Here is a 23,640-nt window from a genome sequence, read left to right on the forward strand (position 1 = left end):
TGAAAGTCTGCTTCCGTCCCGCATCCTGTTCTCAAGCCTGATCTAGCGGGCCGACGCAACGCAGGCGTCTGACCGGATGTCGGTCACCTACAATTCGGCTTCCATTGACGCAAGGCAGCATCCGGGCGGGAAATGTCGCCGACGCTCATTCGGCGGAGTTTTCTGTCGACGCGTGATGCACCGTCTGGACTTTCTGTTGCCGGGAGGCATGCGTGCGAAGGGCCCACGTTTCCAATCAGCGCTTCCGACAGACCCCGCGCTGTGGTCGCTGCCAACAGGCAGGTCGATGAGGGCGCGCGTACGAAGCTTCGCGCCAATCATTGGCGACGATCCCCGGCTGCTGGTGCTCGGCAGCATGCCGGGGGTGGCGTCCCTCGACGCGCACCGCTACTACGCGCACCCCCGCAATCTGTTCTGGCCGATCGTCGGCACCCTGCTCGGCTTCGATCCGGTCCTGCCTTACGACGCACGCATCGCGCACGTGCGTGCACGTGGGATCGCGCTGTGGGACGTCGCCGGCGAGTGCGTTCGACCGGGCAGTCTGGATGCACGTATCGATGCGGGCAGCGTGGTGCCAAACGACATCCGCGGACTGCTTGCGCGCCATCCGGGCATCACGCGGATCCGCTTCAACGGTGCGGCAGCGGAGTCGCTGTTCCGGCGGCACGTGCTGCCGGCACTCGAAACACCATTGGACCTGCTGCGCCTGCCATCGACCAGCCCGGCGCATGCGGCGCTGGGGTTCGAGGGGAAGCTGGCGGCGTGGCGTGAGGGATTCGCTGGCGTCTGAGCGGCTTCGATATCAGGCGCTCGGCCCCTGCCCTCACCCGGCGCGCTACGCGCGCCGACCTCTCCCTTGGGGAGAGGTGCTCGTTCCCCGAATATCAAGACGTCACCTCGAACCGAGCGGTTCGCGGTGTCGCCCTCGACGCCGTTGGCGCACCTGCATTTCCGTCCGCAACGAACCGTCCCGCCGATCGAGGGTAGAGCAGGCAGCCCCGCTGGCATGCTGAGGCCCTGCAATCGCCACCGCTGGAGCCGCCGCCATGACCCTGCTGATCAATCCCCGCACCCATGATCTGGGCGGTTTCGAAGTCCGTCGCGCCGTCCCGACGCTGCAGGCGCGCAGCGTGGGGCCGTTCGTGTTCGTCGATCACATGGGGCCGGCGATCTTCGAGAAAGGCGCCGGCATCGACGTGCGTCCGCATCCGCATATCGGCCTGGCGACGGTGACCTTCCTGTGGTCGGGCACCATCCACCACGCCGACACGCTCGGCCACTCGCAGGACATCACCGCGGGTGACGTGAACTGGATGACCGCCGGCCGCGGCATCGCCCATGCCGAGCGCACGCCACAGTCGCTTCGTGAAGGCGAACATCCGCTGCACGGCATGCAGACCTGGGTCGCACTGCCGAAGGCGTACGAGGAGACCGCGCCCGAATTCCACCACCATGCCGCGGCGACGCTGCCGCAGTTCCGCCGCGATGGCGCGTGGGTGCGGGTGATCGCCGGTCGTGGATTCGGCGAGGAATCGCCGGTGCGCGTGTTCGCCGACACACTCAACGTGGCGCTGGATCTGGCACCGGACGCCGAACTCCCGATTCCGCCTTCGCACGCCGAGCGCGCGCTCTACATCCTCGAAGGCGAGGCGCAGCTCGATGGCGCCGACATTCCGCCACGCCACCTCGCGGTGCTCGATACGGGCGCGGTCGCCACGCTGCGCGCGAAGACGCCGCTCAAGGCGATGCTGTTCGGGGGCGAGCCGCTCGACGGGCCGCGGCATCTGTGGTGGAACTTCGTGTCGTCGTCCAGGGACCGCATCGAGCAAGCCAAGGACGACTGGCGCGCGGGCCGGTTCGGCAACGTGCCTGGTGATGCGGAGTACATTCCACTGCCAGAAAAGTGACGCACATCACAATTTAGGACGCATTGCAGCGCCGATGCAGGCGTATGGTTGGTGGCTGTGTCACAGGGGAAAACCACGATGCTCTCGATCCGACCGCTCGCGCTGTTGGGCGCGCTGGTCTGTGCCGGCACGGCGCAGGCCCAGACCTCCAGTGAATGTCCGCAGTTGCCGCCCGACGCCGCCGTGCGCTGGGAGGTGCAGCCAGGGCCCGATTTCGTGTTCTGCCGCGCGATGGACCTGTCGACAGGACTGCAGGCGTTTGCAGTGACCGTCGGGCCCAGCGCGACGTTCAAGCCGCGTCGCAACGATCGCGTCGGCGATCAGGTCACCATCGACGGCACCCGCACCTACTGGCATGCACCGGACAACGAACTGCTGGCCGGTGCGATGGTGCGCGAAGCCCTGCTCGAACTGTCGTCTGGCGATTACGCACACATCATCGTGCGCGCGCCCGACGAGACCGCGCTGACACGTTCGCTGCGCGATGTCGAGTCGCTGCATTTCTCGGACGTGCAGCTGGGCAGCAAGTAAACGACCGGCCCTGCATCGCGGGGCCTCCGTGCGTCCTGAAACTCCGGTGTCCACCCGTCCGTCCCCGCATGCGGGGACGGACTGAGGCGGATCAGAAGCGGCCCTGCTCGTAGTCGACGAAGGCCTGCATCAGTTCCTGACGGGTGTTCATGACGAACGGCCCGTGGCGCGCGACCGGTTCCCGCAGCGGGCGACCCGCGACGAGGATCAGCCGGGCGCCCGCGTCGCCGGCCGCCACGGTCAACCGCGCGCCGCCGCCGAGCACGGCCAGTTCCTGCGCCGCCAGGGGGCGCGCATCGTCGCCCTCGCCTGCGCGGACATCGCCCTCGAACGCATAGGCGAACGCGTTGTGGCCGTCGGGCAAGGTGTGTTGCCAGCTCGCACCGGCGGCCAGCGTGATGTCGAGATAGAGCGGATCGGTCGCAGGCTGGGCGATCGGTCCGGCCACCCCGTCGACGACGCCCGCGATCACCTTCACCGACACGCCTGCGCCCGCCTGCACCACCGGAATGCGCGCCGGCGCGAATTCCTGGTAGCGGGGCGCGGTCATCTTGTCCTTCGCCGGCAGGTTCACCCACAACTGGAAGCCGCGCATGCGGCCCGCTTCCTGCTCCGGCATCTCCGAGTGCACGAGACCCCGACCGGCGGTCATCCACTGCACGCTGCCGGGCACCAGCAGACCCTCGTTGCCGTGGTTGTCCTTGTGGCGCATCCGGCCGTCGAGCATGTAGGTGACGGTCTCGAAGCCGCGGTGCGGATGCTCGGGGAAGCCTGCGAGGTAATCCTCAGGCGCGTCGGTGCCGAATTCGTCGAGCATCAGGAACGGATCGAGATCAGGCAGCTGCGGGCTGCCGATGACGCGGGTGAGCTTCACCCCCGCGCCATCACTGGCGGGCATGCCGCGTACGGTACGCACAATGCGGGCGGCATCTGCGGTGGTGGTCATCGGGCGACTCCTGTCGAGTGTGCTGACACCATGCAGACTCGAAGAGTGGTTTCCACGTGCGTGGGTGGAACGGTGGTTTCCGTGGAGATCGGAACGCACGGTGGACAGAGCACTGACGTGCAACGCGTATGCCACTTGGAGCCTTCGCGCGGAGTAAAGACCTCCGCACGCTCACCGCCCTCACCCCAACCCCTCTCCCGGAGGGAGAGGAGCTCGCAGGGCGCAAGCCGCGTCGGCGTCAGCGCGCGGTGATCCGCCAGGCGCGGTGGATGCGCGGATTGCGTTCGAAATCCTGCGGGATCGTCGCCGGGCTGATGTCCTCGACCTGCGCGAACGCGGCCACTGCTTCGGTGTCGAGCTTGAACCGGCGGAAGTTGTTGGAGAAATACAGCACGCCGCCGGGTGCGAGACGCGCGACGGCTGCTTCCAGCAGACGCACGTGCTCACGCTGGATGTCGAAGTCCTTGGCGCGCGCGGAGTTCGAGAACGTCGGCGGGTCGCAGAAGATCAGGTCGAAGTGCGCGGTCTCGGCTTCCAGCCATTGCAGGGCATCGGCCTGCACCAGACGATGCTTCACCCCGCCGAACCCGTTCGAGGCCAGGTTGTCGGCGCACCACTGCAGGTAGGTGCCCGACAGGTCGACGGTCGTCGTGGTCCGCGCGCCACCGCCGGCGGCATGCACGGTCGCCGCGCCGGTGTAGCCGAACAGGTTGAGGAAACGCGTGTCGGCGGCCTCGTCGGCGATGCGCAGGCGCATCGGGCGGTGGTCGAGGAACAGGCCGGTGTCGAGATAGTCGAACAGGTTCACGCGCAGGTGCACGCGGCCCTCGTCGACCAGCAGGAATTCGTGGCGCGCATCGAAGCGGCCGTACTTGCTGCCGCCCTTGCCCTTGGCGCGCGTCTTGACCGCGATGCGCTCGCGCGGAATGCGGAACACGTCGCGCGCGGCGGCCAGCACGTCGCCGAACCGGCGCCGGGTCACGTCCTCGGGAATCTCGGCGGGCGCGGCGTATTCCTGGATGTGCAGCCACAGCGGCGTGCCCTCGGCGCTCGCGTCGGCCTCGGACTGGATGTAGACGTCGATCGCGGCCGCGTATTCGGGCAGGTCGGCATCGTAGACGCGGTAGCAGCTCACGCCCTCGCGCTCGCGCCAGGTCTTGAACTTGCGCAGGTTCTTGCGCAGGCGGTTGGCGACCATCGTCGCGCCTTCGCCCAGTGCTTCGGGGTGCTCGCTGACCGCACGCTGCGGCGGCCGCACCGGATCGCAGACGATCAGGCTGCACTCGATGGCGCCGTTGAACACCTGGTACTTCTTTTTCGCGCGCAGGCCGGTCGCGTGCGCGAGCTCGGCGTCACCGCACAGCAGGCTCGCGCGCCACTCGGGCACCGCGCGCGCCAGCGCATTGCCGAGCGTGCGATACAGCGCCGGGTCGGCGGCCAGGCGTGCGTCGTAGGGGGGATTGCAGACCGCGAGACCGTGCTTCACCGACTCGGCCAGCGCGGCATCTTCCTGCGAGGCCGGCGGCACCGGCGTCTGCAGCGTGGCGATGTCGCCGATCTGCCAGTCGATGGCTTCGCGCAGACCGGCGGCGGTCGCGTTCTCGCGCGCGGCGTGGATGGCATGCGGGTCGAGATCGCGGCCGAAGAACACCGCGCGCAGGCGCTGACGTCCTGTGCGCTCGCGGGCGAGCGCCTCTTCGCACAAGGTCTGCCAGTGCGCGACATCGAATCCGCGCCAGCGGCTGGGCGCGCGCCCGGCCGTGGCCGCACCGCCGTCGCGCGACAGACCGGGCGCGACATCGGCGGCCATCAGCGCGCCTTCGATCAACAGCGTGCCGCTGCCGCACATCGGGTCCAGCAGCGCGCCGCCCTGCGCATACAACGCCGGCCAGCCACCGCGCATCAGCACCGCGGCCGCCAGATTCTCCTTCAGCGGCGCTTCGCCCTGCGCGCGGCGCCAGCCGCGGCGATGCAGCGGGCCGCCGCCGAGATCGACCGACAGGAGTGCGCGGCCCTTGCGTACGACCAGACTCAGGCGCAGGTCCGGCGATTCGACATCGACATCCGGGCGCGCGCCGGTTGCCTCGCGCAGGGTGTCCACGATCGCGTCCTTGACCCGCTGCGCGGCGTAGCGCGCATGGGTGATCGCGCTGCCCGACACGTGCGGATCGATCGCGAGGGTCATCGTGGCATCGAGATGCGCGGTCCAGTCGACCGCGCGGGCGCCCGCATACAGCGCGTCCTCGTCTTCGCAGGTGTAGTCGGCGATCGGCCACAGCACGCGGCTGGCCAGTCGCGACCACAGCACGGCGCGCTGGGCGTCGTGCAGCGTGCCTTCGACGTTGGCGCCGGCGGTCGTCGCGGTGGCGTGCGCGCAGCCCAGTGCGAGCAGCTCGTCGACGAGCAGGTATTCGAGACCTTTGGGGCAACTGGCGAAAAATTTCATGCGAATCCGGTAGATCAGGAGGTCAGGGCCTTGCGACCGTCAGGCCCGCGAACGGGTGTCGTACGTCGGCCACTGCACGACCGGCCATCCATGGGCAGCGGTGTCGCGAGCGTCCTGCGCTTCGGGCGATCGCTGACGCGGTGACCGCACGCGGCGGCTCGGGATCAGGTCAAAGTGATTGCAGCAACGCGGCGAATGCATCGGCCGACGCGTCCACGTGCGCGGCCAGCCGATGCGTGTCGTCGACCAGCAGCAGCCGACCGCGACGGGCGCAGGTCCAGCCGACGACGTCGGCAGCGGGAATCAGCTCGTCGTCCCAGCCGTGCACGACCGACAGCGGAACGTCGGCCGCCTGCAGCGGATGTGCGGCATCCAGCCGCACCGGCGGCGCCATCAGGAACAGGCCGGCGACCGGCACCTGCATCGACACGTGCCCCGCGATCCATGCGCCCAGGCTCGACCCGGCCAGCACCACCGGACCACGCGCGGCGGCATCGAGCGTCAGTCGCAGCAGACGCTCGGTACGCGCGCCGACGTCGCCGAGCGGGCTGACGTCGCGTCTGCCGTCGAGATCGGTGTAGTCCGGGCGCTCGCAGTGCCAGCCCAGACGTTCCGCGGCCGCGGCGAGCGCGGTGACCTTGGTCGCGTCCGGACCGCTCTCGAACCCGTGCGAGAGGATGCAGTGGCCCCGCGCGCTCATGCGTCCACCCATTCGACCGCGTCGCCGATGCGCAGTGCACCGCCTTCGAGCACCCGCGCGCACAGGCCGCCCATGCCGCGGATCGCGTTGTAACCGCCGGGGCCAAGCGCGGCTTCCATTTTCGAACACGGATCGCAGGGCGCCGTGCCTTCGAGCAGCACCTCGCCGACGCGGAAACGCCGGCCCTTCAGCGCGATCAGCGGAATGCCCGAGACCACGAGATTGCGGCGCAGCGTGACCGGCGTGACCTCGGCGTGGCCGCTGAGCGCGGTGATGGCGGGCAGATGCTCGGCCTGGATCAGGGTCACGCCGCGCTTGCCGCTGGCGCCGGTGTAGCGGTCACCTTCGAGGCCGACCCCGGTCACCGCGACCGCATTGTCGACGGCACGGACCGGCGCGCCGCGACCTGGGCGCAGCCCGATCCAGTCGACCCGTCCGGCACGCGGAAACTGCGTCATCAGCGCATGCAGGTCGGAGTCTGGCGGCGGATTTCTCATGTGTGAATGCTAGCATCCGGGCCATGTCCGACCCCACGTCCGCGCCCCGGATTGCGCTGCAACCGCTGCCCTATGTGGACCTGCTGGCGCCACGCGCGGCGTCGGACATCACCCTGGTCGTCATCCACTGCACCGAACTGCCGGACCTCGCCACCGCGCGTGTCTACGGCGAGCGCGTGCTCTACGACAGCGGCACCGGCGCCAGCGGCCACTGGTATATCGATCGCGACGGGACGACCGTCGAATACGTGCCGGCGACCCGCGTCGCCCATCACGTGCGCGGCCACAACGGGCACTCGGTCGGGATCGAGCTGGTCAACAGCGGGCGCTTCCCGGACTGGTGCGACAGCCGCCGCCAGGCGATGGACGAGGCCTATACGCCTGCGCAGATCGAGGCGCTCGTCGCGCTGCTCGTGCATCTGCGCGCCACGCTGCCCGCCCTGCGCGAGATCGCCGGGCACGAGGATCTGGACACCGAGCGGGTGGCGGCGAGCGACGACCCTGCGCGCACCGTGGCGCGCAAGCGCGATCCCGGCCCACGGTTTCCCTGGGCGGACGTGCTGGCGCGCGTGCCGCTGGCGCGCACCGGCATCTGAACGCCGGCGTCAGGGCGCGGGCCCGCCCCCACCTATAATCAGCCCCCGGCATGCGCCCCGCGCAGCCGTTCCCACCGTGCCCGGCCCCCGCGATGACCCCGCCCGTTTCCGAACTCGTCGACCTGCTCAGCCTCGAGCGCCTCGAAGACAACCTGTTCCGCGGCCAGAGCCGCGACATCGGCACCAAGTACGTCTTCGGCGGCCAGGTGCTGGGCCAGGCCCTGTCTGCCGCCCAGGCGACGATGACCAGTCCGCGCCCGGCGCATTCGCTGCACGCGTATTTCCTGCGTGCCGGCGATGTCGAAGCGCCGATCGTCTACGACGTGGACCGCACCCGCGACGGCGGCAGCTTCTCGGTCCGCCGGGTGACCGCGATCCAGCACGGCAAGGTGATCTTCTTCTGCGCCGCCTCGTTCCAGGAAGAGGAAACCGGCGCCGAGCATCAGCTTTCGATGCCGGAGGTGCCGGCGCCCGAGGATCTCGAACCGCAGGATCCGCTGCCGGCCGAGGTGCTCGCGAAACTGCCGGTGAAGGTGCAGCGCTGGCTCGACCGCAGCGGTCCGTTCGAGTTCCGCCACGTCTACCCCCGCGACGAGCTCAAGCCGCCGAAGCGCCCGCCGTTCCAGCAGATGTGGTTCCGCCTGACCGGCCCGGTCGACGACGCGCCCGTGCTGCATCGGGCGCTGCTCGCCTACGCCTCCGATTTCCAGCTGCTGGGCACGGCCACGTTCCCGCACGGCATCAGCTACTACCAGCCGAACGTGCAGATGGCGTCGCTCGATCACGCGCTGTGGTTCCACCGCCCGTTCCGGGTGGACGACTGGCTGCTGTATTCGCTCGACAGCCCCAGCGCGCAGGGCGCACGCGGGCTCGCACGCGGACAGATCTTCGACCGCGCCGGCCGACTGGTGGCCAGCACCGCGCAGGAAGGCATGATCCGCGTGCTGCCCGGCGGCGCCACCACGCCGAAGGCGGTCTGAGATGCGTCAGGTCTTCTCCAGCCCCCGCCTCGAGAACGTCGAGCGCGTCGCAGCCATGCTGCGCGAGGCCGGCATCGAGGTGCAGATCCTCAACGGCCGCTCCTACAAGGGCAACCGCCGCAGTCACTTCAGTTATCGCGAGGACGCCGGCGGTCCGAAGCCGGCGGTCTGGGTCACCCGTTCCGACGAGCAGCCCCGGGCACGCGACCTGCTGCGCGAAGCCGGCCTGCTGCAGAGCCAGCCCTCGGCGCGCAGTTATCTCCAGCAGGCCGATGTGGTGTTCGCACCCGCGGCGGAGGCGCCCCGCCAGGGCATGTCGCGCGCCGCCAAGGTGCGCTACACGTTGATTGGCGGCGCGGTGCTGGTGATCGCGCTGTCGTGGTGGAACCGGCCCGGCTCCACCGACGCCCCCGCGCAGGCGCCGCTCGCCGATGCGCAGGCGCCCGCGCCCGCGCTCGACATGGTGCCGCCGACGGTCGAGGCCACGGTCTACCGCGCGCCGGTGCCGCAGGCGCTGGCGGCCGCCGTGCTGGCTGATGCGCTGGTCGGGCAGACCGGCCCGGTCTGCGTGTCGATCGACGGCGGCGCACCGGCGGCGCCGTTGCTGGCCGAACTCGAAGCGGGGTATCCGGACGTGCGGCCGTCGTCGGCCTGCAGCGGCGTCGTGGCGACGCCGGCGTCGCTCGACGTCACCCGCTACCGGACCGACGGCTCCGGCCAGGGCACGGTGGAGGTGGTCAGCCGAAGCCGCGACGCCGCGCAGGCGCCGGTCACGCGCACGCTGGACGTGCGTCGCGACGGCCGCGACTGGACGTTCGCAAACGCCGACTGATCGCGTTCGCACCGTCCTGCAGGCAACATCGACGGCGCCGGTCACATCCGGCGCCCGGGCCGCGTCCTTGAAAGCGACCCGACCTGCAAGGATCGCCATGCACGCCATCGCCGCCGACCTCGGCCTCGAAGACCGGATCCATCTGGAGCTGCCCGCCGCGCGCGGTGGCGACCAGGCCGCGTACGGCCGCATCGTGCAGATGAGCCAGAACGCGACCACCGCGATCGCGCTGGCGATCACCCGTGACGTGCAGGCCAGCCAGGACATCGCGCAGGAGGCCTATCTCAAGGCCTGGCAGCAGCTGGGAAAGCTGCAGAACGCGACGAGCTTTCTGCCGTGGCTGCGGCAGATCACCCGCAATCTCGCCCGCGATTACCTGCGCGCGCGCCGCGAACGCATCGTGGCCGGCGAAGCGGCGGAGATCGCCATCGCCCAGGCCGCCGATCCAGACGCCTGTCCCATGCAGCAGATCATCGACGACGAAACCGGCCGCGTCGCCGCGGACCTGATTTCCGACCTGCCCGACGACAGCCGCGAAGTGCTGCTGCTCTACTACCGTGAGGGCGGCAACTCGAAGCAGGTCGCGGCCCTACTCGGCCTGTCGGACGCAGCGGTGCGCAAGCGTCTGTCGCGCGCACGCCGCAGCCTGCGCGAGGATCTGATGGCGCGCTTCCAGGAATTCGCGGCGAGTTCGGCGCCCGGCACCGCGTTCACGCTGCTGGTGACGGCCGGGCTGGCGACGTTCGCGAAGCCGGCAGCGGCCGGTACGGTCGCGGGTGTCGCGGCTGGTGGTGCGTTCGGAGCGAGTGCGGCCGGCAAGGCGGCGCTGGGCAGTGCGGGCGCACTCGGCGCTGCAGGGGTGTCGCTGGTCTTCGGCGGGCTGACCGTGTGGCTGTGCCGGAAGATGGTGGCGCGTTACGCGGACACCGAGGCCGAACGCCGGGCGATCCTCAAGCTGTACGACCTCTGGTTCGTCTGGGGCGGACTTCTGGGGGGCCTCATGGGCGCCGGCGTCGGCCTCATGGCCGGCAGCCACGAGACACCGGCCGGATGGTTCACGGTGGCGTCCGCGATCGCGCTGACGCTGTACAACTATCCGTTGCTGACCAGCATGCCCCGCCTGATGAATCCGCTGCTCGCACGCGACATCGCGCGCGATCCCGTGGGCGGTGCCCGACGCGCACTCGGTTATCGACTGATGTTCGGCACCAGCGGTCTGATCATCACCAACGTCGGCCTGCTGGGCGTCCTGCTGATCGTCTGGCTCAAGACGGCCTGATCCCCGTGTGTCGGGGTGTGCGCGGCGTCTCTCAACGCGCAGCGTACGTTGCGACTCGATCGCGTGGTCCGGTATGGCGTGGCCTGGCTCGTCCTGCTGCATGGCGGTTGCACCGCCCGCACGAACAGGCCGCGCAGTGCGCGGCCTGTTCGTTGCGTTGGTGGTGCGCACTCAGCGCTGCGGACGTGCCGGGCGCAGCTCCTCGCGGCTCAGGAAGCCGTCGCGGTTCTCGTCGAGCCAGGCGAAGCGCTCGGCCAGACGCGGTATCTTCTCCGACACCTCGACGCGGCTCAGCTTGCCGTCCCTGTTGAGATCGGCCTCGCCGAACTTCGCGGCGAAGCGACGCTCGCCCTCGGCGCGGCGCCCGGCGGACTTCGCCGTGTGCCAGGTCCGCAGTTCGCTGCGGGTGAGGTACCCGTCGCGATTGGTGTCGATCGCATCGAAGTTCGCGACCAGATCAAAGCCGCCACCCTTGTGCGAACGCGGACCGCCCGGACCCCGCTGCGGACGCTGGCCGTCTCCACGTGCGGCGCGTTCTGCGCGGTGTGCGTCCATCCGTGCCTGCATCGCCTGCTGCGCGGCCTGTGCCTCGGCGCGGCTGATGCGGCCATCGCTGTCGGTATCGAGTCGCGCCATCGCATCGACGCGATCGCCGCCGTGGCCGCGCGGGCCATGGCCGCGATGCCGCTCGCCATCGGGCTTGGCCGCCTGCGTGCCGGCGGACGGCGTCTGCGCCGCGGCGGCGCCGATGGTGGTGATGGACAGCGCCGCCAGCAGCGCGGTGGTGATGAGCCTCGTCTTCATGGATGTGTTCCCGTTGCCGCGGCACCGTGCCGCTGTGCAGGGACCAACGTCCGTACCGCATCCACCGTTGACCGGACGCCGGCATGGTTCAGCCGGCGGTCGGCGAGCCGGTCGCGTCGTCTGCGACGCCGGTGCGTATCCTGCCGGCATGCAGACCCCGCCCCGCCCTGCCCCAGAACCGGATGCCGGCACCGGCGAACTGCGTCTGTTCCACACCGCGCCGCATGCCTGCGGGTACTGGCCCGAGCGCGAGGCGCGCGATCTGGTGCTCGACCCGCGCGATCCGCGCCTGGCGGATGTCTATCCGCAGGCGTTGCGCTGGGGCTTCCGCCGCTCGGGCGACATCGTCTATCGCCCGCACTGCGCGGGTTGCCGGGCCTGCGTCGCGGTGCGCATTCCCGTCGACGCCTTCGTCCCCAACCGCAGCCAGCGCCGCACGCTGGCGCGCAACGGCGACATCGATGCGCGCGTGGTGCCGGCCGAACGCAATGACGAGCGGCTCGCGCTGTACCGGAAATACCTCGTGTCGCGCCATCCGGACGGCGGCATGGACGATCACGGCGCCAGCGAGTTCGACCAGTTCCTGATCGGCAGCTGGAACGAGGGACGTCTGCTGGAATTGCGTCTGCACGGACAGCTGGTCGCAGTGGCGGTGACCGACCTGATCGAAGACGCACTGTCGGCCGTCTACACTTTCTACGACCCCGACGTCGTGTCACGCGGGCTCGGCACGCTGGCGATCCTCAGGCAGATCGCCTGGGCGCAGCGCGACCGCCGGCGCTATCTCTATCTCGGCTACTGGATCGATGGACACCGCAAGATGGCTTACAAACGCAATTTCCAGCCGCTCGAAGGTTTCGACGGACGCCAGTGGCGCGCACTGACCGGCCCTGCGCAATGACCCGCACCTGGCTCATCGCCCTGCTCGCCTGCGCGGTCGTCGCGCTGCTCGCCGCCTGCGTGCGCATTAACACGCACGGACAGTCGCGGTCGGCCGCCGGCGCCGATCCGTCCGGCACGCTGCGCATCGCGACCTACAACACCTCGCTCAACAGCGACGACGCCGGTGGCCTGCTCGAACGCCTGCGCGGCGACGATGCAGGTGCGCGCAAGGTCGCAGCGGTGCTGCAGCAGGTGCGTCCGGACATCGTGCTGCTCAACGAGTTCGACTACGTGGCCGACGGCAGCGCCGCCGATCTGTTCCAGCAGCGCTGGCTCGAACGCGCGCAGCCGGGTGGCGGCGCACCGCTGCGCTATCCCTACCGTTACCTCGCACCGGTCAATACCGGCGTGCAGAGCGGTCTGGATCTCGACAACAACGGCAGCATCGGTGGCGACGGCCGCGACCGTGGCAACGATGCCTGGGGCTACGGTCTCCACCCGGGCCAGTACGGCATGCTGCTGCTGTCGCGCTACCCGATCGATGCGGCGACCGCGCGTACCTTCCAGCTGCTGAAGTGGCATGCGATGCCCGACGCGCGGCGCCCGCGGCATCCCGACGGCCGGCCGTTCCATCCCGACGCCACGTGGTCGGCGCTGCGGCTGTCGTCGAAGTCGCACTGGGACGTGCAGGTGCGCGCACCCGGCGGCGTGCTCCATGTGCTGGCCTCGCATCCGACGCCGCCCGCATTCGACGGCCCGGAGAAGCGCAACGTCGCGCGCAACCATGACGAGATCCGTTTCTGGACCGAGTACCTGTCGCCGGGTCCGCGCGACTGGCTGTGCGACGATGCCGGCCGCTGCGGCGGACTCGAAGCCGATGCGCGCTTCGTGATCCTCGGCGATCTCAACAACGATCCCGTCGACGGCGCCGGCGACCACACCGCGATCGTCGACCTGCTGGAACACCCGCGTGTGCTGCGCATGGCGACGCCGAAGAGCGAAGGCGCGCGCGAAGCGGCCGAGGCCGATGGGGGCGCGAATGCGCAACACCGTGGATCGGCTGCGCACGACACCGGCAGCTTCGGGCCGCGGGTGGGCAACCTGCGTCTCGATTACGCACTGCCGTCGGTGGGCCACGCCCTGGTCGGCAACGGCGTGTTCTGGCCGCGCAGCGACGCCGCCCATGCCGACATCGTCGACGGCACCGACCATCGCCTCGTGTGGGTGGACGTGACGCAGTAGGCGCCACCCGGGCGCGGAGGCGCGCGCGGGATGCGGGCTTCCGGCGCGCCTCAGCCGACCGTCTGTGCCAGTCCCTGCAGCGCCGCCGCGACAGTCTGCCGCCGGACCGCGTCGCGATCACCGTCGAACTGGAACAACTCGGCCCGCGCATAGCCGCCGCGCCGCTTCCAGCCGATCCACACCGTGCCGACCGGCTTGTCGTCGCTGCCGCCGCCCGGGCCGGCGATGCCGGTCACCGCGACCGCCACGCTGGCACCGGAATTCACCAGCGCACCGGACACCATCTCGATCACGGTCTCGCGGCTGACCGCGCCATGCGTTTCCAGCGTGTGCGGATTGACGCCCAGCAGGGCCTGCTTGGCTTCGTAGCTGTACGCCGCCATGCCGCAGTCGAACCATTCCGAGCATCCGGCGATGTCGGTCACGGCCTTGGCGATCCAGCCGCCCGTGCAGCTCTCCGCCGTGACCAGGCGATGATGCCGGGCGCGCAGCAGCGCGCCGGTCGCTTCGGCGAGCGCGTGCAACGCGTCATCCGTATGGGTGTCGTGCATGGATCGCCGCCGCGTGGGAAGCCGACGTTGTACCGCATCGCGGCGCGCGCGTCGCCCCGGCGTTGTGATGCGGCGGATCCATGCCGCAGACACGCGAACGGCCGACCCTCCCGGGCCGGCCGTCGCGTGGAGGCACTGGATCAGTAGCGCATGCGCAGGGTCACGCCGTAGGTGCGCGGGGCACCGAGGAAGGCGTTGAACGAGCCCGTCTGGATCGGCGCATCGATACCGACCTGCTTGTAGGTCTCGTCGGTCAGGTTCTGGCCCCAGACCTCGACCATCCAGCGCTGGTCCTGACGCCCGAACCCGAGGCGTGCGTTGAGCACCGTGTACGCGTCCTGCATCTTCTGCGGCTTCAGATCGGAGCCGGTGTTGTACTCGGACATGTACTTGGCGCCGATGTTGAAGCGGCCCTGCAGCGCCGAGCCGATGTCCCACTGGTAGGTGGCCGACGTATTGCCCGACCACTTCGGCGCGAAGCTCATCTGGTTGCCCGGGAGCAACGGCAGGTCCGGCACGATGTCGTCGCCGTACTCCGTTTCCGCGTACGTCACGCCACCCTGCAGCATCAGACCCGGCATGCCGGTCTGCCACAGCACTTCGGCGTCGACGCCCATCGAGGTCACTTCCGGGATCGACCGCACCACGAACGCGGTGCCGAGGAAGCTGTTGAGCTGGAAGTCCTCGTAGGTCTGGTGGAACAGCGCCGCGTTGAACAGCAGGTTGCCATCGGCCCAGTTTGTCTTCAGACCCAGCTCGTAGCTGTCGACGAACTCACCGTCGAACGAGGTGTCGTCCACCGGCGTGATGCCGACCTGCACGCGGTCGAGATTGAAACCGCCGGCCTTGTAACCGCGCGACGCCGACACGTAGGTCATCACGTCGTCCGACCAGTCGTAGGCGACCTTCAACGTGCCCGACCATTCCTTCTCGGTGCGTTCCTGGAACGTGTTGCGGCCGTTGTGCGCGATGTTCGCCCAGGGCAGGCACATGAAGCCGGCGATCTGCGGCGCGACGGCCGGCACCAGGCCCGCCAGCAGCTGCTGCTGCAACGCCGGCGGCAGGCTGCCGAAACCGTTGATGCGTTGCGCCAGCGCGCCGCCGACCCGTGCCCCCGGATTGGCCAGCGTCGCCGCGCAGCCCTGCGCGCCGTTGGGGTTGGTGTAGTCCGAGGTCAGCGTTTTCTTTTCCCGCGTGTAGCGCAGGCCCAGGGTGACGTCGAGCGCATCGGTGACGTGGAAGGTGTTGTTGGTGAAGATCGCCGCGCTCTTTGCGTTCTGCTCGTAGCGGTCCAGCGCGCCCTGACCGGTGAAGTTGGTCCCGAACGGACGACCGCTGACCTGCGACAGGAACGTCGCGGGATTGGCGGTGTTGACCGTCAGGCCCAGCGGCGCGAGTTGCGCGGCGATCGCCGGCAGCACCTGCGAAGCGACGGCGGTCGACAGGTACGGCTCGTAGGCGGCGCCGAAGAAGTACGAATCGTTGCGGCCCAGATCCTCGTCGGAATAGAACAGTCCGACCATCCAGTCGATGCGCTCACCCGAACCGGTCAGGCGCAGTTCCTGGCTGAAGTTCTCGAACTTCACCAGCGAGCCGTCCGGGTTCGGCGGGCGGTACAGGATGTCCGCGCCGCTGTAGTCGAAGTCGATGCTGGTGATCGCTTCCCAGTCACGCGACGCGGTGATCGAGGTCAGCACGGCCTCGTTGGCCCACGGCAGGGTCCAGTTGACCTCGGCCGAGACGCCCTTGTCCTTGAGGTCCTGTTCGGTCGTGCGGTTGGCGTAGGCGAGACGGCGGTCGAGGTCGACGACCGGAATGATGCCCTCGCCGCCGGGCGTCAGCGCGTCGATGATCGCGGCGGTCGGACCGCGGAACGTGGTCATCGACACGCAGCAGTTTTCTTCGCGACTGGTGTAGTCGGCGATGAAGTTGATGTTGAGGTTGGACGTGGGTTCGAGCAGCAGCTGGCCGCGCAGCGAGTGGTAGTTCTGGTCGCCGTCTTCGGTTTCCCGGCGCGGGCCGCCCGAGGTGTCGACGTTGTCGACGCCGTCGCGCTTGCGCTTGGTCGCGAAGATGCGGAACGCCGCGTTGTCGCTGAGCGCATCGTTGTACGACCCCGACACGCCGAGCAGGCCGTAGTTACCCACGGTGACCTCGCCCTCCACCGCCTGGGTGTAGCTCGGCCGCCGGGTGATCACGTTGATGACGCCGGCCGAGGTGTTCTTGCCGAACACCGTGCCCTGCGGTCCCTTGAGCACCTCGATGCGCTCCATCTCGCCGAGATCGCCGAAGCCCACGCTGTTGCGTGCGCGGTAGACGCCGTCGATGACGATGCCGACCGAGGATTCCAGACCCGGGTTGTCGCCCACCGTGCCGATGCCGCGGATACGCGCCGTGGTCTGCGCCGCGGACTGAGTGCTGGTGACGGTCAGACCGGGCACCAGGACCTGCATGTCCTTGATGTCGCGCACGCCGGTGTCCTGCAGCAACTGTTCCGGCAGCACGTTGATGACGATCGGCACGTCCTGCAGCGCTTCTTCGCGCTTCTGGGCGGTGACGGTGATCGACGACAGCGTGGTCGGTACTTCGCTCTCCGGCGCGGTCGATTGTGCGAGCGCGGGTACGGAGACGGTGGCGGCCAACGCGACGACCACAGCATGACTGAGCAGGCTGCGCTGCAACTTACGTGAATCCATGTTGTCCCCCGAATGACGTGGTGTGGTTCTTTTCGAAAAAACCGCCCCCCGACGGCGTTGCGCCATCGGGATTCCCCGCCGTTCCGGCATGCGTGGGGGACAGACCGGAACGTCCGGCAGTCGCCTGCCGTGAACGGAAACCTAACACACCTTCCACACGCGTGCGCATGGAGCCGGCAGCGGCTGGAACACCGGCCCGGACCGGCCTCCGGAACCGCGGAAAACCGCGGTTTCGGGCAGACTATGCGGCCGGCCAAACGAGCGATTGGATGTCTTCGCCCCAGCACACGCCATTGATGCAGCAGTTCTTCGCCGCCAAGGCCGATCACCCCGATGTGCTGCTGTTCTTCCGCATGGGCGATTTCTACGAGCTGTTCTACGACGACGCCCGCAAGGCCGCGCGCCTGCTGGACATCACCCTGACCCAGCGCGGCAATTCGGCCGGTGCGCCGATCCCGATGGCGGGCGTGCCGCATCACGCGGCCGAAGGGTACCTGGCGCGACTGGTCGCACTCGGCGAATCGGTGGCGATCTGCGAGCAGATCGGCGATCCCGCGGCGAGCAAGGGCCTGGTCGAACGGAAAGTGGTGCGCATCGTCACGCCGGGCACGGTGACCGACGAGGCGCTGCTGCAGGAGCGTCGCGACACGCTGCTGATGGCGGTCGCCCGCAATCGCGCCGGGCAGTACGGCATCGCTTGGGCGGATCTCGCCGGCGGCCGTTTCCTGGTCTGCGAATGCGCCACCGAAGACATGCTCGAAGCCGAGATCGCGCGGCTGGATCCGGCCGAACTGCTGGTGCCCGACGAAGACGGCTGGCCGGGTTTCCTGTCCGAGCGCACCGGCGCGCGTCGTCGGCCGCCGTGGCTGTTCGACGCCGAATCCGGCCGTCGCCAGCTGCTGCAGTTCTTCGGCCTGCACGACCTCACCGGCTTCGGCATCGACGACAAGCCACTGGCCGTGGCGTCTGCCGGCGCGCTGCTCGGCTACGTCGAGGAAACCCAGAAACAGCGGCTGCCGCACCTGACCTCGATTTCGGTGGAAAGCGGCGACGGCGCGATCGCGATGAACGCCGCGACGCGCCGCCATCTCGAACTCGACACGCGCGTCGACGGCGACACCCGCAACACGCTGCTCGGCGTGCTCGATTCCACCGTCACGCCGATGGGCGGACGCCTGCTGCGGCGCTGGCTGCACCGGCCGCTGCGCGACCGCGCCGTGCTGGGCGAGCGCCTGCATGCGGTGCAGACGCTGATCGATTCCGGCGGCGACGAGACCCTGCGCGAGCGCTTCCGTGCGCTCGGCGACATGGAACGCGTGCTCACGCGCATCGCGCTGCGTTCGGCGCGCCCGCGCGACCTCTCCACGCTGCGCGACGGGCTGGCGATGCTGCCGGATCTGCGCGGCATCCTCGGCGCGCTCGATTCGCCGCGGCTGCGCGCCCTGCACGACAGCCTCGGCGAGCACGCGGGCGAAGCGCATCTGCTGGCCACCGCGCTGGTCGAACAGCCGCCGGTACTCGCACGCGAAGGCGGCGTGTTCGCCGATGGCCACGACGCCGAACTCGCCGAACTGCGGCGGCTGAGCACGCATGCCGACCAGTTCCTCGTGGATCTGGAAGCGCGCGAGCGCGAAGCCAGCGGCATCCCGACGCTCAAGGTCGGCTACAACCGCGTCCACGGCTATTACATCGAAGTCTCCAAGGCGCACGCGGCGAAAGCGCCCGCGCACTACACGCGCCGGCAGACGCTGACCAATGCCGAGCGCTACATCACCGAGGAACTCAAGACGTTCGAGGACAAGGTGCTGTCGGCGCGCGAGCGGTCGCTGGCGCGCGAGCGGCTGCTGTACGAACAGCTGCTCGACGCGCTCAACGATCGCATCGAGGCGCTCAAGCACTGCGCCGGCGCGCTCAGCGAACTCGACGTGCTGGCCTGCTTCGCGCAGCGCGGACAGGCGCTGGACTGGTCGCGCCCGCAGCTCGACGACGCGCCCGGCATCCGCATCGAACGCGGCCGTCATCCGGTGGTCGAGGCGGTGCGCCGCGACCCCTTCGAGCCGAACGATCTGGTGCTCGGCGACGGCGCGGAATTCGATGCGCGTCGCATGCTGGTCATCACCGGCCCGAACATGGGCGGCAAGAGCACCTACATGCGCCAGAACGCGCTGATCGTGCTGCTCGCGCACATCGGGAGTTTCGTGCCGGCCTCGCGCGCGGTGATCGGCCCGATCGACCGCATCCTCACCCGCATCGGCGCCGGCGACGATCTCGCCAAGGGCCAGTCGACCTTCATGGTCGAGATGGCCGAGACGAGTTACATCCTGCATCACGCCACCGACCAGTCGCTGGTGCTGATGGACGAGATCGGCCGCGGCACCTCGACCTACGACGGACTCGCCCTGGCCGACGCCTGCGCGCGGCATCTGGCCGCCACGAACCGCAGCTACACCCTGTTCGCGACGCATTACTTCGAACTCACCGCGCTCGCGCAGCCGGGCAGCGGCATCGCCAACGTGCATCTCGACGCGGTCGAGCATCGCGACAAACAGGGCGGCGAGACGCTGGTCTTCATGCACGCGGTCAAGGCCGGCCCCGCCGACCGCAGCTTCGGTCTGCAGGTCGCCGCGCTGGCCGGCCTGCCGAAAGCGGTGGTGCGCGACGCCCGCGCGCGCCTGGCCGAGCTCGAACAGCGGCGCCATGACACGCCTGCGCCCGCGCCGATGTCGGCGGGCACGCTCGACAGCCCGCAGCAGATCGGGCTGTTCGCGCCGGCCTCGGCCGCGCTCGAAGCACTGGCCGGGCTCGATCCGGACGAACTGACGCCGAAACAGGCACTGGAAGCGCTCTATCGGCTTCGCGCTCTTCTCTGAGCGGCTCCGCGGCATCGGATGACGCGCTCCGGAAGTCCCGCATCGGCCGCATGGGACCAGCCCGGCGGCGGCCGGTCACCGGTGCGCGATGCGCGTGTGGGACATCCCGCGCGCGCGCCGCGCAGGGGATTCGCGGCCGATAGCCCGCTCCTATCGAATAGACGCGAACAATCGATTTCCCAGTTGACGATCACTGCGCCTAATCTCGACGTCCAACTCCGGGAGAACACCAGTCATGTCGACCGACGCCAAATGCCCGTTCCACCAGACCGCCGGCGGCGGCACCAGCAACCGCGACTGGTGGCCGAACCAGCTGCGCCTGGACCTGCTGGCCCAGCACTCCACGAAGTCCGATCCGATGGGCGAGGCGTTCGACTACGCCGCCGAATTCGCCAAGCTCGACTACGACGGCCTCAAGCGTGATCTCGCCGCGCTGATGACCGATTCGCAGGACTGGTGGCCGGCCGACTTCGGCCACTACGGCGGCCTGTTCGTACGCATGGCCTGGCACAGCGCCGGCACCTACCGCATCGGTGACGGACGCGGCGGCGGCGGCCGCGGCCAGCAGCGCTTCGCCCCGCTCAACAGCTGGCCGGACAACGTCAGTCTGGACAAGGCGCGCCGCCTGCTGTGGCCGATCAAGCAGAAATACGGCCGCGCGATCTCCTGGGCGGACCTGATGATCCTCACCGGCAACGTCGCGCTGGAGACGATGGGCTTCAGGACTTTCGGCTTCGCCGGCGGCCGCGACGACACCTGGGAGCCGGACCTCGACGTGTACTGGGGCCGCGAGACCACGTGGCTCGGCGGTGACGTGCGGTACGCGCACGGCTCGCACGGCGTGCCGAAGGGCGGCGACGATGGCGTGCTCGTCTCCGACGACAACGCCGACGGCGACGTGCATTCACGCAAACTCGAGAATCCGCTGGCGGCGGTGCAGATGGGCCTGATCTACGTGAATCCCGAGGGCCCGGACGGCAATCCCGATCCACTGCTCGCCGCGCACGACATCCGCGACACCTTCGCCCGCATGGCGATGGACGACGAGGAAACCGTCGCGCTGATCGCCGGCGGCCACACGTTCGGCAAGACCCACGGCGCCGCGCCGTCCGAGCACGTCGGCGAAGAGCCCGAGGGGCACACGCTCGAGGCGCAAGGTTTCGGCTGGCACAACAGTTTCGGCAGCGGCAAGGGTGCCGACACGATCACCAGCGGTCTCGAAGTGACGTGGACGCAAACGCCGGCGCAGTGGAGCCACGATTACTTCGAGCACCTGTTCGGCTTCGAATGGGAGCTGTCGAAGAGCCCGGCCGGCGCGCAGCAGTGGGTGGCCAAGAATGCGGAAGCGACCATTCCGCACGCCTACGACGCATCGAAGAAGCTGCTGCCGACGATGCTCACCACCGATCTCGCCCTGCGCTTCGATCCCGCCTACGAGAAGATCTCGCGCCGCTTCCTCGACAATCCGGACCAGTTCGCCGATGCCTTCGCGCGGGCGTGGTTCAAGCTCACCCACCGCGACATGGGGCCGCGCGCGCGCTATCTCGGCCCGGAAGTGCCCGGCGAGGTGCTGATCTGGCAGGATCCGGTGCCGGCGGTCGAGCATGCGCTGATCGACGAGGCCGATGCCGCCGCGCTGAAGCAGGCGATCCTCTCCAGTGGCCTGTCGGTCTCCGAACTGGTCTCCACCGCATGGGCGTCGGCCTCGACGTTCCGCGGCGGCGACAAGCGCGGCGGCGCGAACGGGGCGCGCCTCCGGCTCGCCCCGCAGAAGGACTGGGCGGTCAACAATCCGCCGCAGCTGGCGAAGGTGCTCGCCGCGCTGGAACGGGTGCAGGCCGAGTTCAACGGAAAGGACAACGGCGGCAAGCAGGTCTCGCTGGCCGATCTGATCGTGCTCGGCGGCGCGGCCGCGGTCGAGAAGGCGGCGCAGGACGCCGGCGTGCCGGTCACCGTGCCGTTCTCGCCCGGCCGCAATGATGCCTCGCAGGACCAGACCGATGTCGAATCCTTCGCCGCGCTGGAACCCTGGGCCGATGGCTTCCGCAACTACGCCAAGGGCCAGTCCGCCATACCGCTTGAACACCTGCTGGTCGACCGCGCGCAGCTGCTGACGTTGACCGCGCCGGAGACGACCGTGCTGGTCGGCGGCCTGCGCGTGCTCGGCGCCAATCACGACGGCGGCGCGCACGGCGTCCTGACCGATCGCCCGGGCGTGCTGTCGAACGACTTCTTCCGCAACCTGCTCGACATGGGCACGGAGTGGGCGCCGTCGGGCCGCACCACGTTCGAGGGCCGCGCACGCGGCACCGGCGCCAAGCGATGGAGTGGTACGCGCGTCGATCTCGTCTTCGGTTCGAACGCGGTCCTGCGGGCACTGGCCGAGGTCTATGCCAGCGACGATGCGCAGGAGAAGTTCGTGCGCGATTTCGCCGCCGCCTGGGCGAAGGTCATGGACCTGGATCGCTACGACCTGCGCTGATCGCTGCATGACGTCGCCCGCGGACGACGGGATGACCGGACGCCGATGCACACACATCGGCGTTCGCGTTTACGGGTTCCGATCTTCGTGATGTCGCCGCGCGGGCGTCCTACACTCGATGCCCCGCTCCGTCACGGACCCGACGCCTCGATGCCCATCGATCTCCGCAGACGCCGCCTGCTCCAGGCCGGCGCGCTGACCGCACTGGCGACCGCCCTGCCCGGTTTCGCACGCACGCCGGCGCTCGACGCGACGAGCACCGCTGAAGACGCGACCGCCGGCCTCGATCTGCGCGGCCGCACCATCGTGGTCACCGGCTGTACGTCCGGCATCGGCCAGGAAACCATGCGCGTGCTCGCGCTACGCGGCGCGCACGTGATCGGCACTGCGCGATCGCGTGCCACTGCCGAAGCGGCCTGCGCCGCGGTCGAAGGGCGTGCGACGCCCGTGGTGCTGGATCTCGCCGGCTTCGATTCGGTCGCCGCGGCGAGCGATGCGATCCGCGCACTCGACATGCCGGTCGACGCACTGGTCTGCAATGCCGGCGTGGTACTCGACGGTCTCGAGCAGGTGCGCGGCGTCGAGAAGACCTTCGTCGTCAACCACCTCGGCCATTACCTGCTGGTGCGGCGCCTGCTCGATCGCGTGAGCGCCGCGCCGCAGGGCCGCGTCGTCGTACTGGGCAGCGGCGACGAACGCAATGCGCCGCCGGGCGGCATCCAGTTCGACGATCTCTCCGGCGCGGGCTGGGACGCGCGCTACGCGCATTCCAAACTCGCGAACGGCCTGTTCTCGCTGGAACTGTCGCGGCGCCTGGCCGGCACGCGGGCGACGTCCAACTGCGTCTCGCCCGGCCACACGCGCAGCAACATCCTGCGTCACGTGGGCAACCGTTATCGCGAGGACGCGCGCAGCGTGCAGCAGGGCGCGGCCACGCCGTGCTGGCTGGCGGCCTCGCCCGCAGCAGCCGGCATCACCGGCGCGTTCTACCGCGATTTCGCGCCCGCACCGCAGAGCGACATGCAGCGTGACACGGCGATGGCGGCGCGACTGTGGACCGCCTCCGAAGCCCTCGTCCGCGACTGGCTGCCCGACTGACGTCGTCGATCAGCCGGACGTCGGCGTCCCGAAGATCCGGATGCCGGACGCGCCCTCGCGGCACTCCCTGGGCAGCGAGTCCGCGCTCGGCGCGGGCGACCCCGGCAACTGCGCCGCGCGCAACTGCCGCGCGGCGTCCGCGCACCAGGCCGGGTACGGCGATCCCACATCCGCCCGCATGCCGTCCTGGCTCGCACATCCCGAAAGTCCGATCACGCCCGCCAAGACGATGGTCTGCCGAATCCGCATCCTGCACCTCGCATTCCATGTGTCGTGAGGCGAGCATGCCGCATCGAGACGG

General features: G+C 69.5%; 20 protein-coding genes. 13 read left to right on the top strand and 7 right to left on the bottom strand.

Features of this window, described 5'->3' with window-relative positions; genetic code table 11:
* Window positions 1-175 precede the first annotated feature (175 nt).
* The 3 genes from CURTO8I2_RS05330 (at window position 176) to CURTO8I2_RS05340 (ending at window position 2,438) form a co-directional block, all read left to right on the top strand.
* Complete coding sequence (locus CURTO8I2_RS05330) at window positions 176-790, top strand: DNA-deoxyinosine glycosylase (RefSeq protein ID WP_236551006.1); 615 nt, start codon at window positions 176-178, stop codon at window positions 788-790.
* A gap of 256 nt (window positions 791-1,046) precedes the next feature.
* Window positions 1,047-1,907 carry a pirin family protein gene (locus tag CURTO8I2_RS05335; protein ID WP_159679294.1) on the top strand — a complete coding sequence of 287 codons (861 nt, stop codon included), beginning with the start codon at window positions 1,047-1,049 and terminating at the stop codon, window positions 1,905-1,907.
* Window positions 1,908-1,985: 78 nt separating this feature from the next.
* Window positions 1,986-2,438, top strand: coding sequence for a hypothetical protein (locus tag CURTO8I2_RS05340; protein ID WP_159679296.1), 453 nt, complete (start codon window positions 1,986-1,988; stop codon window positions 2,436-2,438).
* Between the two features lie 91 nt (window positions 2,439-2,529).
* On the opposite strand, the gene CURTO8I2_RS05345 is transcribed toward CURTO8I2_RS05340, so the two are convergent.
* The 4 genes from CURTO8I2_RS05345 to CURTO8I2_RS05360 form a co-directional block, all read right to left on the bottom strand.
* The gene (locus tag CURTO8I2_RS05345; protein ID WP_159679297.1) at window positions 2,530-3,384 is read right to left on the bottom strand and encodes a pirin family protein; all 855 of its coding nucleotides are present in this window, start codon (window positions 3,382-3,384) and stop codon (window positions 2,530-2,532) included.
* 238 nt (window positions 3,385-3,622) lie between these two features.
* Entirely contained in the window at window positions 3,623-5,830 is a 2,208-nt protein-coding gene (rlmKL, locus tag CURTO8I2_RS05350) for a bifunctional 23S rRNA (guanine(2069)-N(7))-methyltransferase RlmK/23S rRNA (guanine(2445)-N(2))-methyltransferase RlmL (protein ID WP_159679299.1), read from the bottom strand.
* A 169-nt stretch (window positions 5,831-5,999) separates the two neighbouring features.
* A complete protein-coding gene (locus CURTO8I2_RS05355) occupies window positions 6,000-6,530 on the bottom strand; it encodes a hypothetical protein (protein ID WP_159679301.1) in 531 nt (176 codons plus the stop codon).
* Window positions 6,527-7,027, bottom strand: a complete 501-nt coding sequence (locus tag CURTO8I2_RS05360) for an MOSC domain-containing protein (RefSeq protein ID WP_236551007.1) — start codon at window positions 7,025-7,027, stop codon at window positions 6,527-6,529. The genes CURTO8I2_RS05355 and CURTO8I2_RS05360 overlap by 4 nt, the downstream gene beginning before the upstream one ends.
* 23 nt (window positions 7,028-7,050) lie before the next feature.
* On the opposite strand from CURTO8I2_RS05360, the gene CURTO8I2_RS05365 reads away from it, so the two are divergent.
* The 4 genes from CURTO8I2_RS05365 (at window position 7,051) to CURTO8I2_RS05380 (ending at window position 10,714) form a co-directional block, all read left to right on the top strand.
* A complete protein-coding gene (locus CURTO8I2_RS05365; protein WP_159679302.1) occupies window positions 7,051-7,623 on the top strand; it encodes an N-acetylmuramoyl-L-alanine amidase in 573 nt (190 codons plus the stop codon).
* A 92-nt stretch (window positions 7,624-7,715) separates the two neighbouring features.
* Window positions 7,716-8,603 carry an acyl-CoA thioesterase II gene (gene tesB, locus CURTO8I2_RS05370; RefSeq protein ID WP_159679304.1) on the top strand — a complete coding sequence of 296 codons (888 nt, stop codon included), beginning with the start codon at window positions 7,716-7,718 and terminating at the stop codon, window positions 8,601-8,603.
* A 1-nt stretch (window position 8,604) separates the two neighbouring features.
* Entirely contained in the window at window positions 8,605-9,435 is an 831-nt protein-coding gene (locus CURTO8I2_RS05375; RefSeq protein ID WP_159679306.1) for a hypothetical protein, read from the top strand.
* Between the two features lie 97 nt (window positions 9,436-9,532).
* Window positions 9,533-10,714, top strand: coding sequence for a sigma-70 family RNA polymerase sigma factor (locus CURTO8I2_RS05380; protein ID WP_159679308.1), 1,182 nt, complete (start codon window positions 9,533-9,535; stop codon window positions 10,712-10,714).
* 171 nt (window positions 10,715-10,885) lie between these two features.
* Here the strand turns inward: CURTO8I2_RS05380 and CURTO8I2_RS05385 are convergent, their stop codons facing one another.
* The gene (locus tag CURTO8I2_RS05385; protein ID WP_159679309.1) at window positions 10,886-11,518 is read right to left on the bottom strand and encodes a hypothetical protein; all 633 of its coding nucleotides are present in this window, start codon (window positions 11,516-11,518) and stop codon (window positions 10,886-10,888) included.
* Window positions 11,519-11,666: 148 nt separating this feature from the next.
* On the opposite strand from CURTO8I2_RS05385, the gene CURTO8I2_RS05390 reads away from it, so the two are divergent.
* Both CURTO8I2_RS05390 and CURTO8I2_RS05395 read left to right on the top strand, forming a co-directional pair.
* Window positions 11,667-12,419: an arginyltransferase gene (locus tag CURTO8I2_RS05390; RefSeq protein WP_159679311.1), complete on the top strand. Its 753-nt coding sequence runs from the start codon at window positions 11,667-11,669 to the stop codon at window positions 12,417-12,419.
* Entirely contained in the window at window positions 12,416-13,642 is a 1,227-nt protein-coding gene (locus tag CURTO8I2_RS05395) for an endonuclease/exonuclease/phosphatase family protein (protein WP_159679313.1), read from the top strand. The genes CURTO8I2_RS05390 and CURTO8I2_RS05395 overlap by 4 nt, the downstream gene beginning before the upstream one ends.
* Window positions 13,643-13,692: 50 nt before the next feature.
* Here CURTO8I2_RS05395 and CURTO8I2_RS05400 read toward each other — a convergent pair whose 3' ends face one another.
* The gene (locus tag CURTO8I2_RS05400; protein ID WP_159679315.1) at window positions 13,693-14,193 is read right to left on the bottom strand and encodes a CinA family protein; all 501 of its coding nucleotides are present in this window, start codon (window positions 14,191-14,193) and stop codon (window positions 13,693-13,695) included.
* A gap of 140 nt (window positions 14,194-14,333) precedes the next feature.
* The gene (locus tag CURTO8I2_RS05405; RefSeq protein WP_159679316.1) at window positions 14,334-16,889 is read right to left on the bottom strand and encodes a TonB-dependent receptor; all 2,556 of its coding nucleotides are present in this window, start codon (window positions 16,887-16,889) and stop codon (window positions 14,334-14,336) included.
* Between the two features lie 269 nt (window positions 16,890-17,158).
* Between CURTO8I2_RS05405 and mutS the strand changes: the two genes are divergently transcribed.
* The 4 genes from mutS (at window position 17,159) to CURTO8I2_RS05425 (ending at window position 23,616) form a co-directional block, all read left to right on the top strand.
* The gene (mutS, locus tag CURTO8I2_RS05410; RefSeq protein ID WP_159679318.1) at window positions 17,159-19,759 is read left to right on the top strand and encodes a DNA mismatch repair protein MutS; all 2,601 of its coding nucleotides are present in this window, start codon (window positions 17,159-17,161) and stop codon (window positions 19,757-19,759) included.
* 235 nt (window positions 19,760-19,994) lie between these two features.
* Window positions 19,995-22,241: a catalase/peroxidase HPI gene (gene katG, locus CURTO8I2_RS05415; protein WP_159679320.1), complete on the top strand. Its 2,247-nt coding sequence runs from the start codon at window positions 19,995-19,997 to the stop codon at window positions 22,239-22,241.
* Window positions 22,242-22,391: 150 nt separating this feature from the next.
* The gene (locus CURTO8I2_RS05420; RefSeq protein WP_159679321.1) at window positions 22,392-23,339 is read left to right on the top strand and encodes an SDR family NAD(P)-dependent oxidoreductase; all 948 of its coding nucleotides are present in this window, start codon (window positions 22,392-22,394) and stop codon (window positions 23,337-23,339) included.
* 40 nt (window positions 23,340-23,379) lie between these two features.
* Window positions 23,380-23,616 (top strand): hypothetical protein, encoded by a 237-nt coding sequence (locus CURTO8I2_RS05425; RefSeq protein ID WP_159679323.1) that lies wholly within the window; start codon window positions 23,380-23,382, stop codon window positions 23,614-23,616.
* Window positions 23,617-23,640: the final 24 nt, after the last annotated feature.

The organism is Luteimonas sp. 9C (assembly GCF_902506295.1).
In the GTDB taxonomy this organism is placed as follows: domain Bacteria; phylum Pseudomonadota; class Gammaproteobacteria; order Xanthomonadales; family Xanthomonadaceae; genus Luteimonas.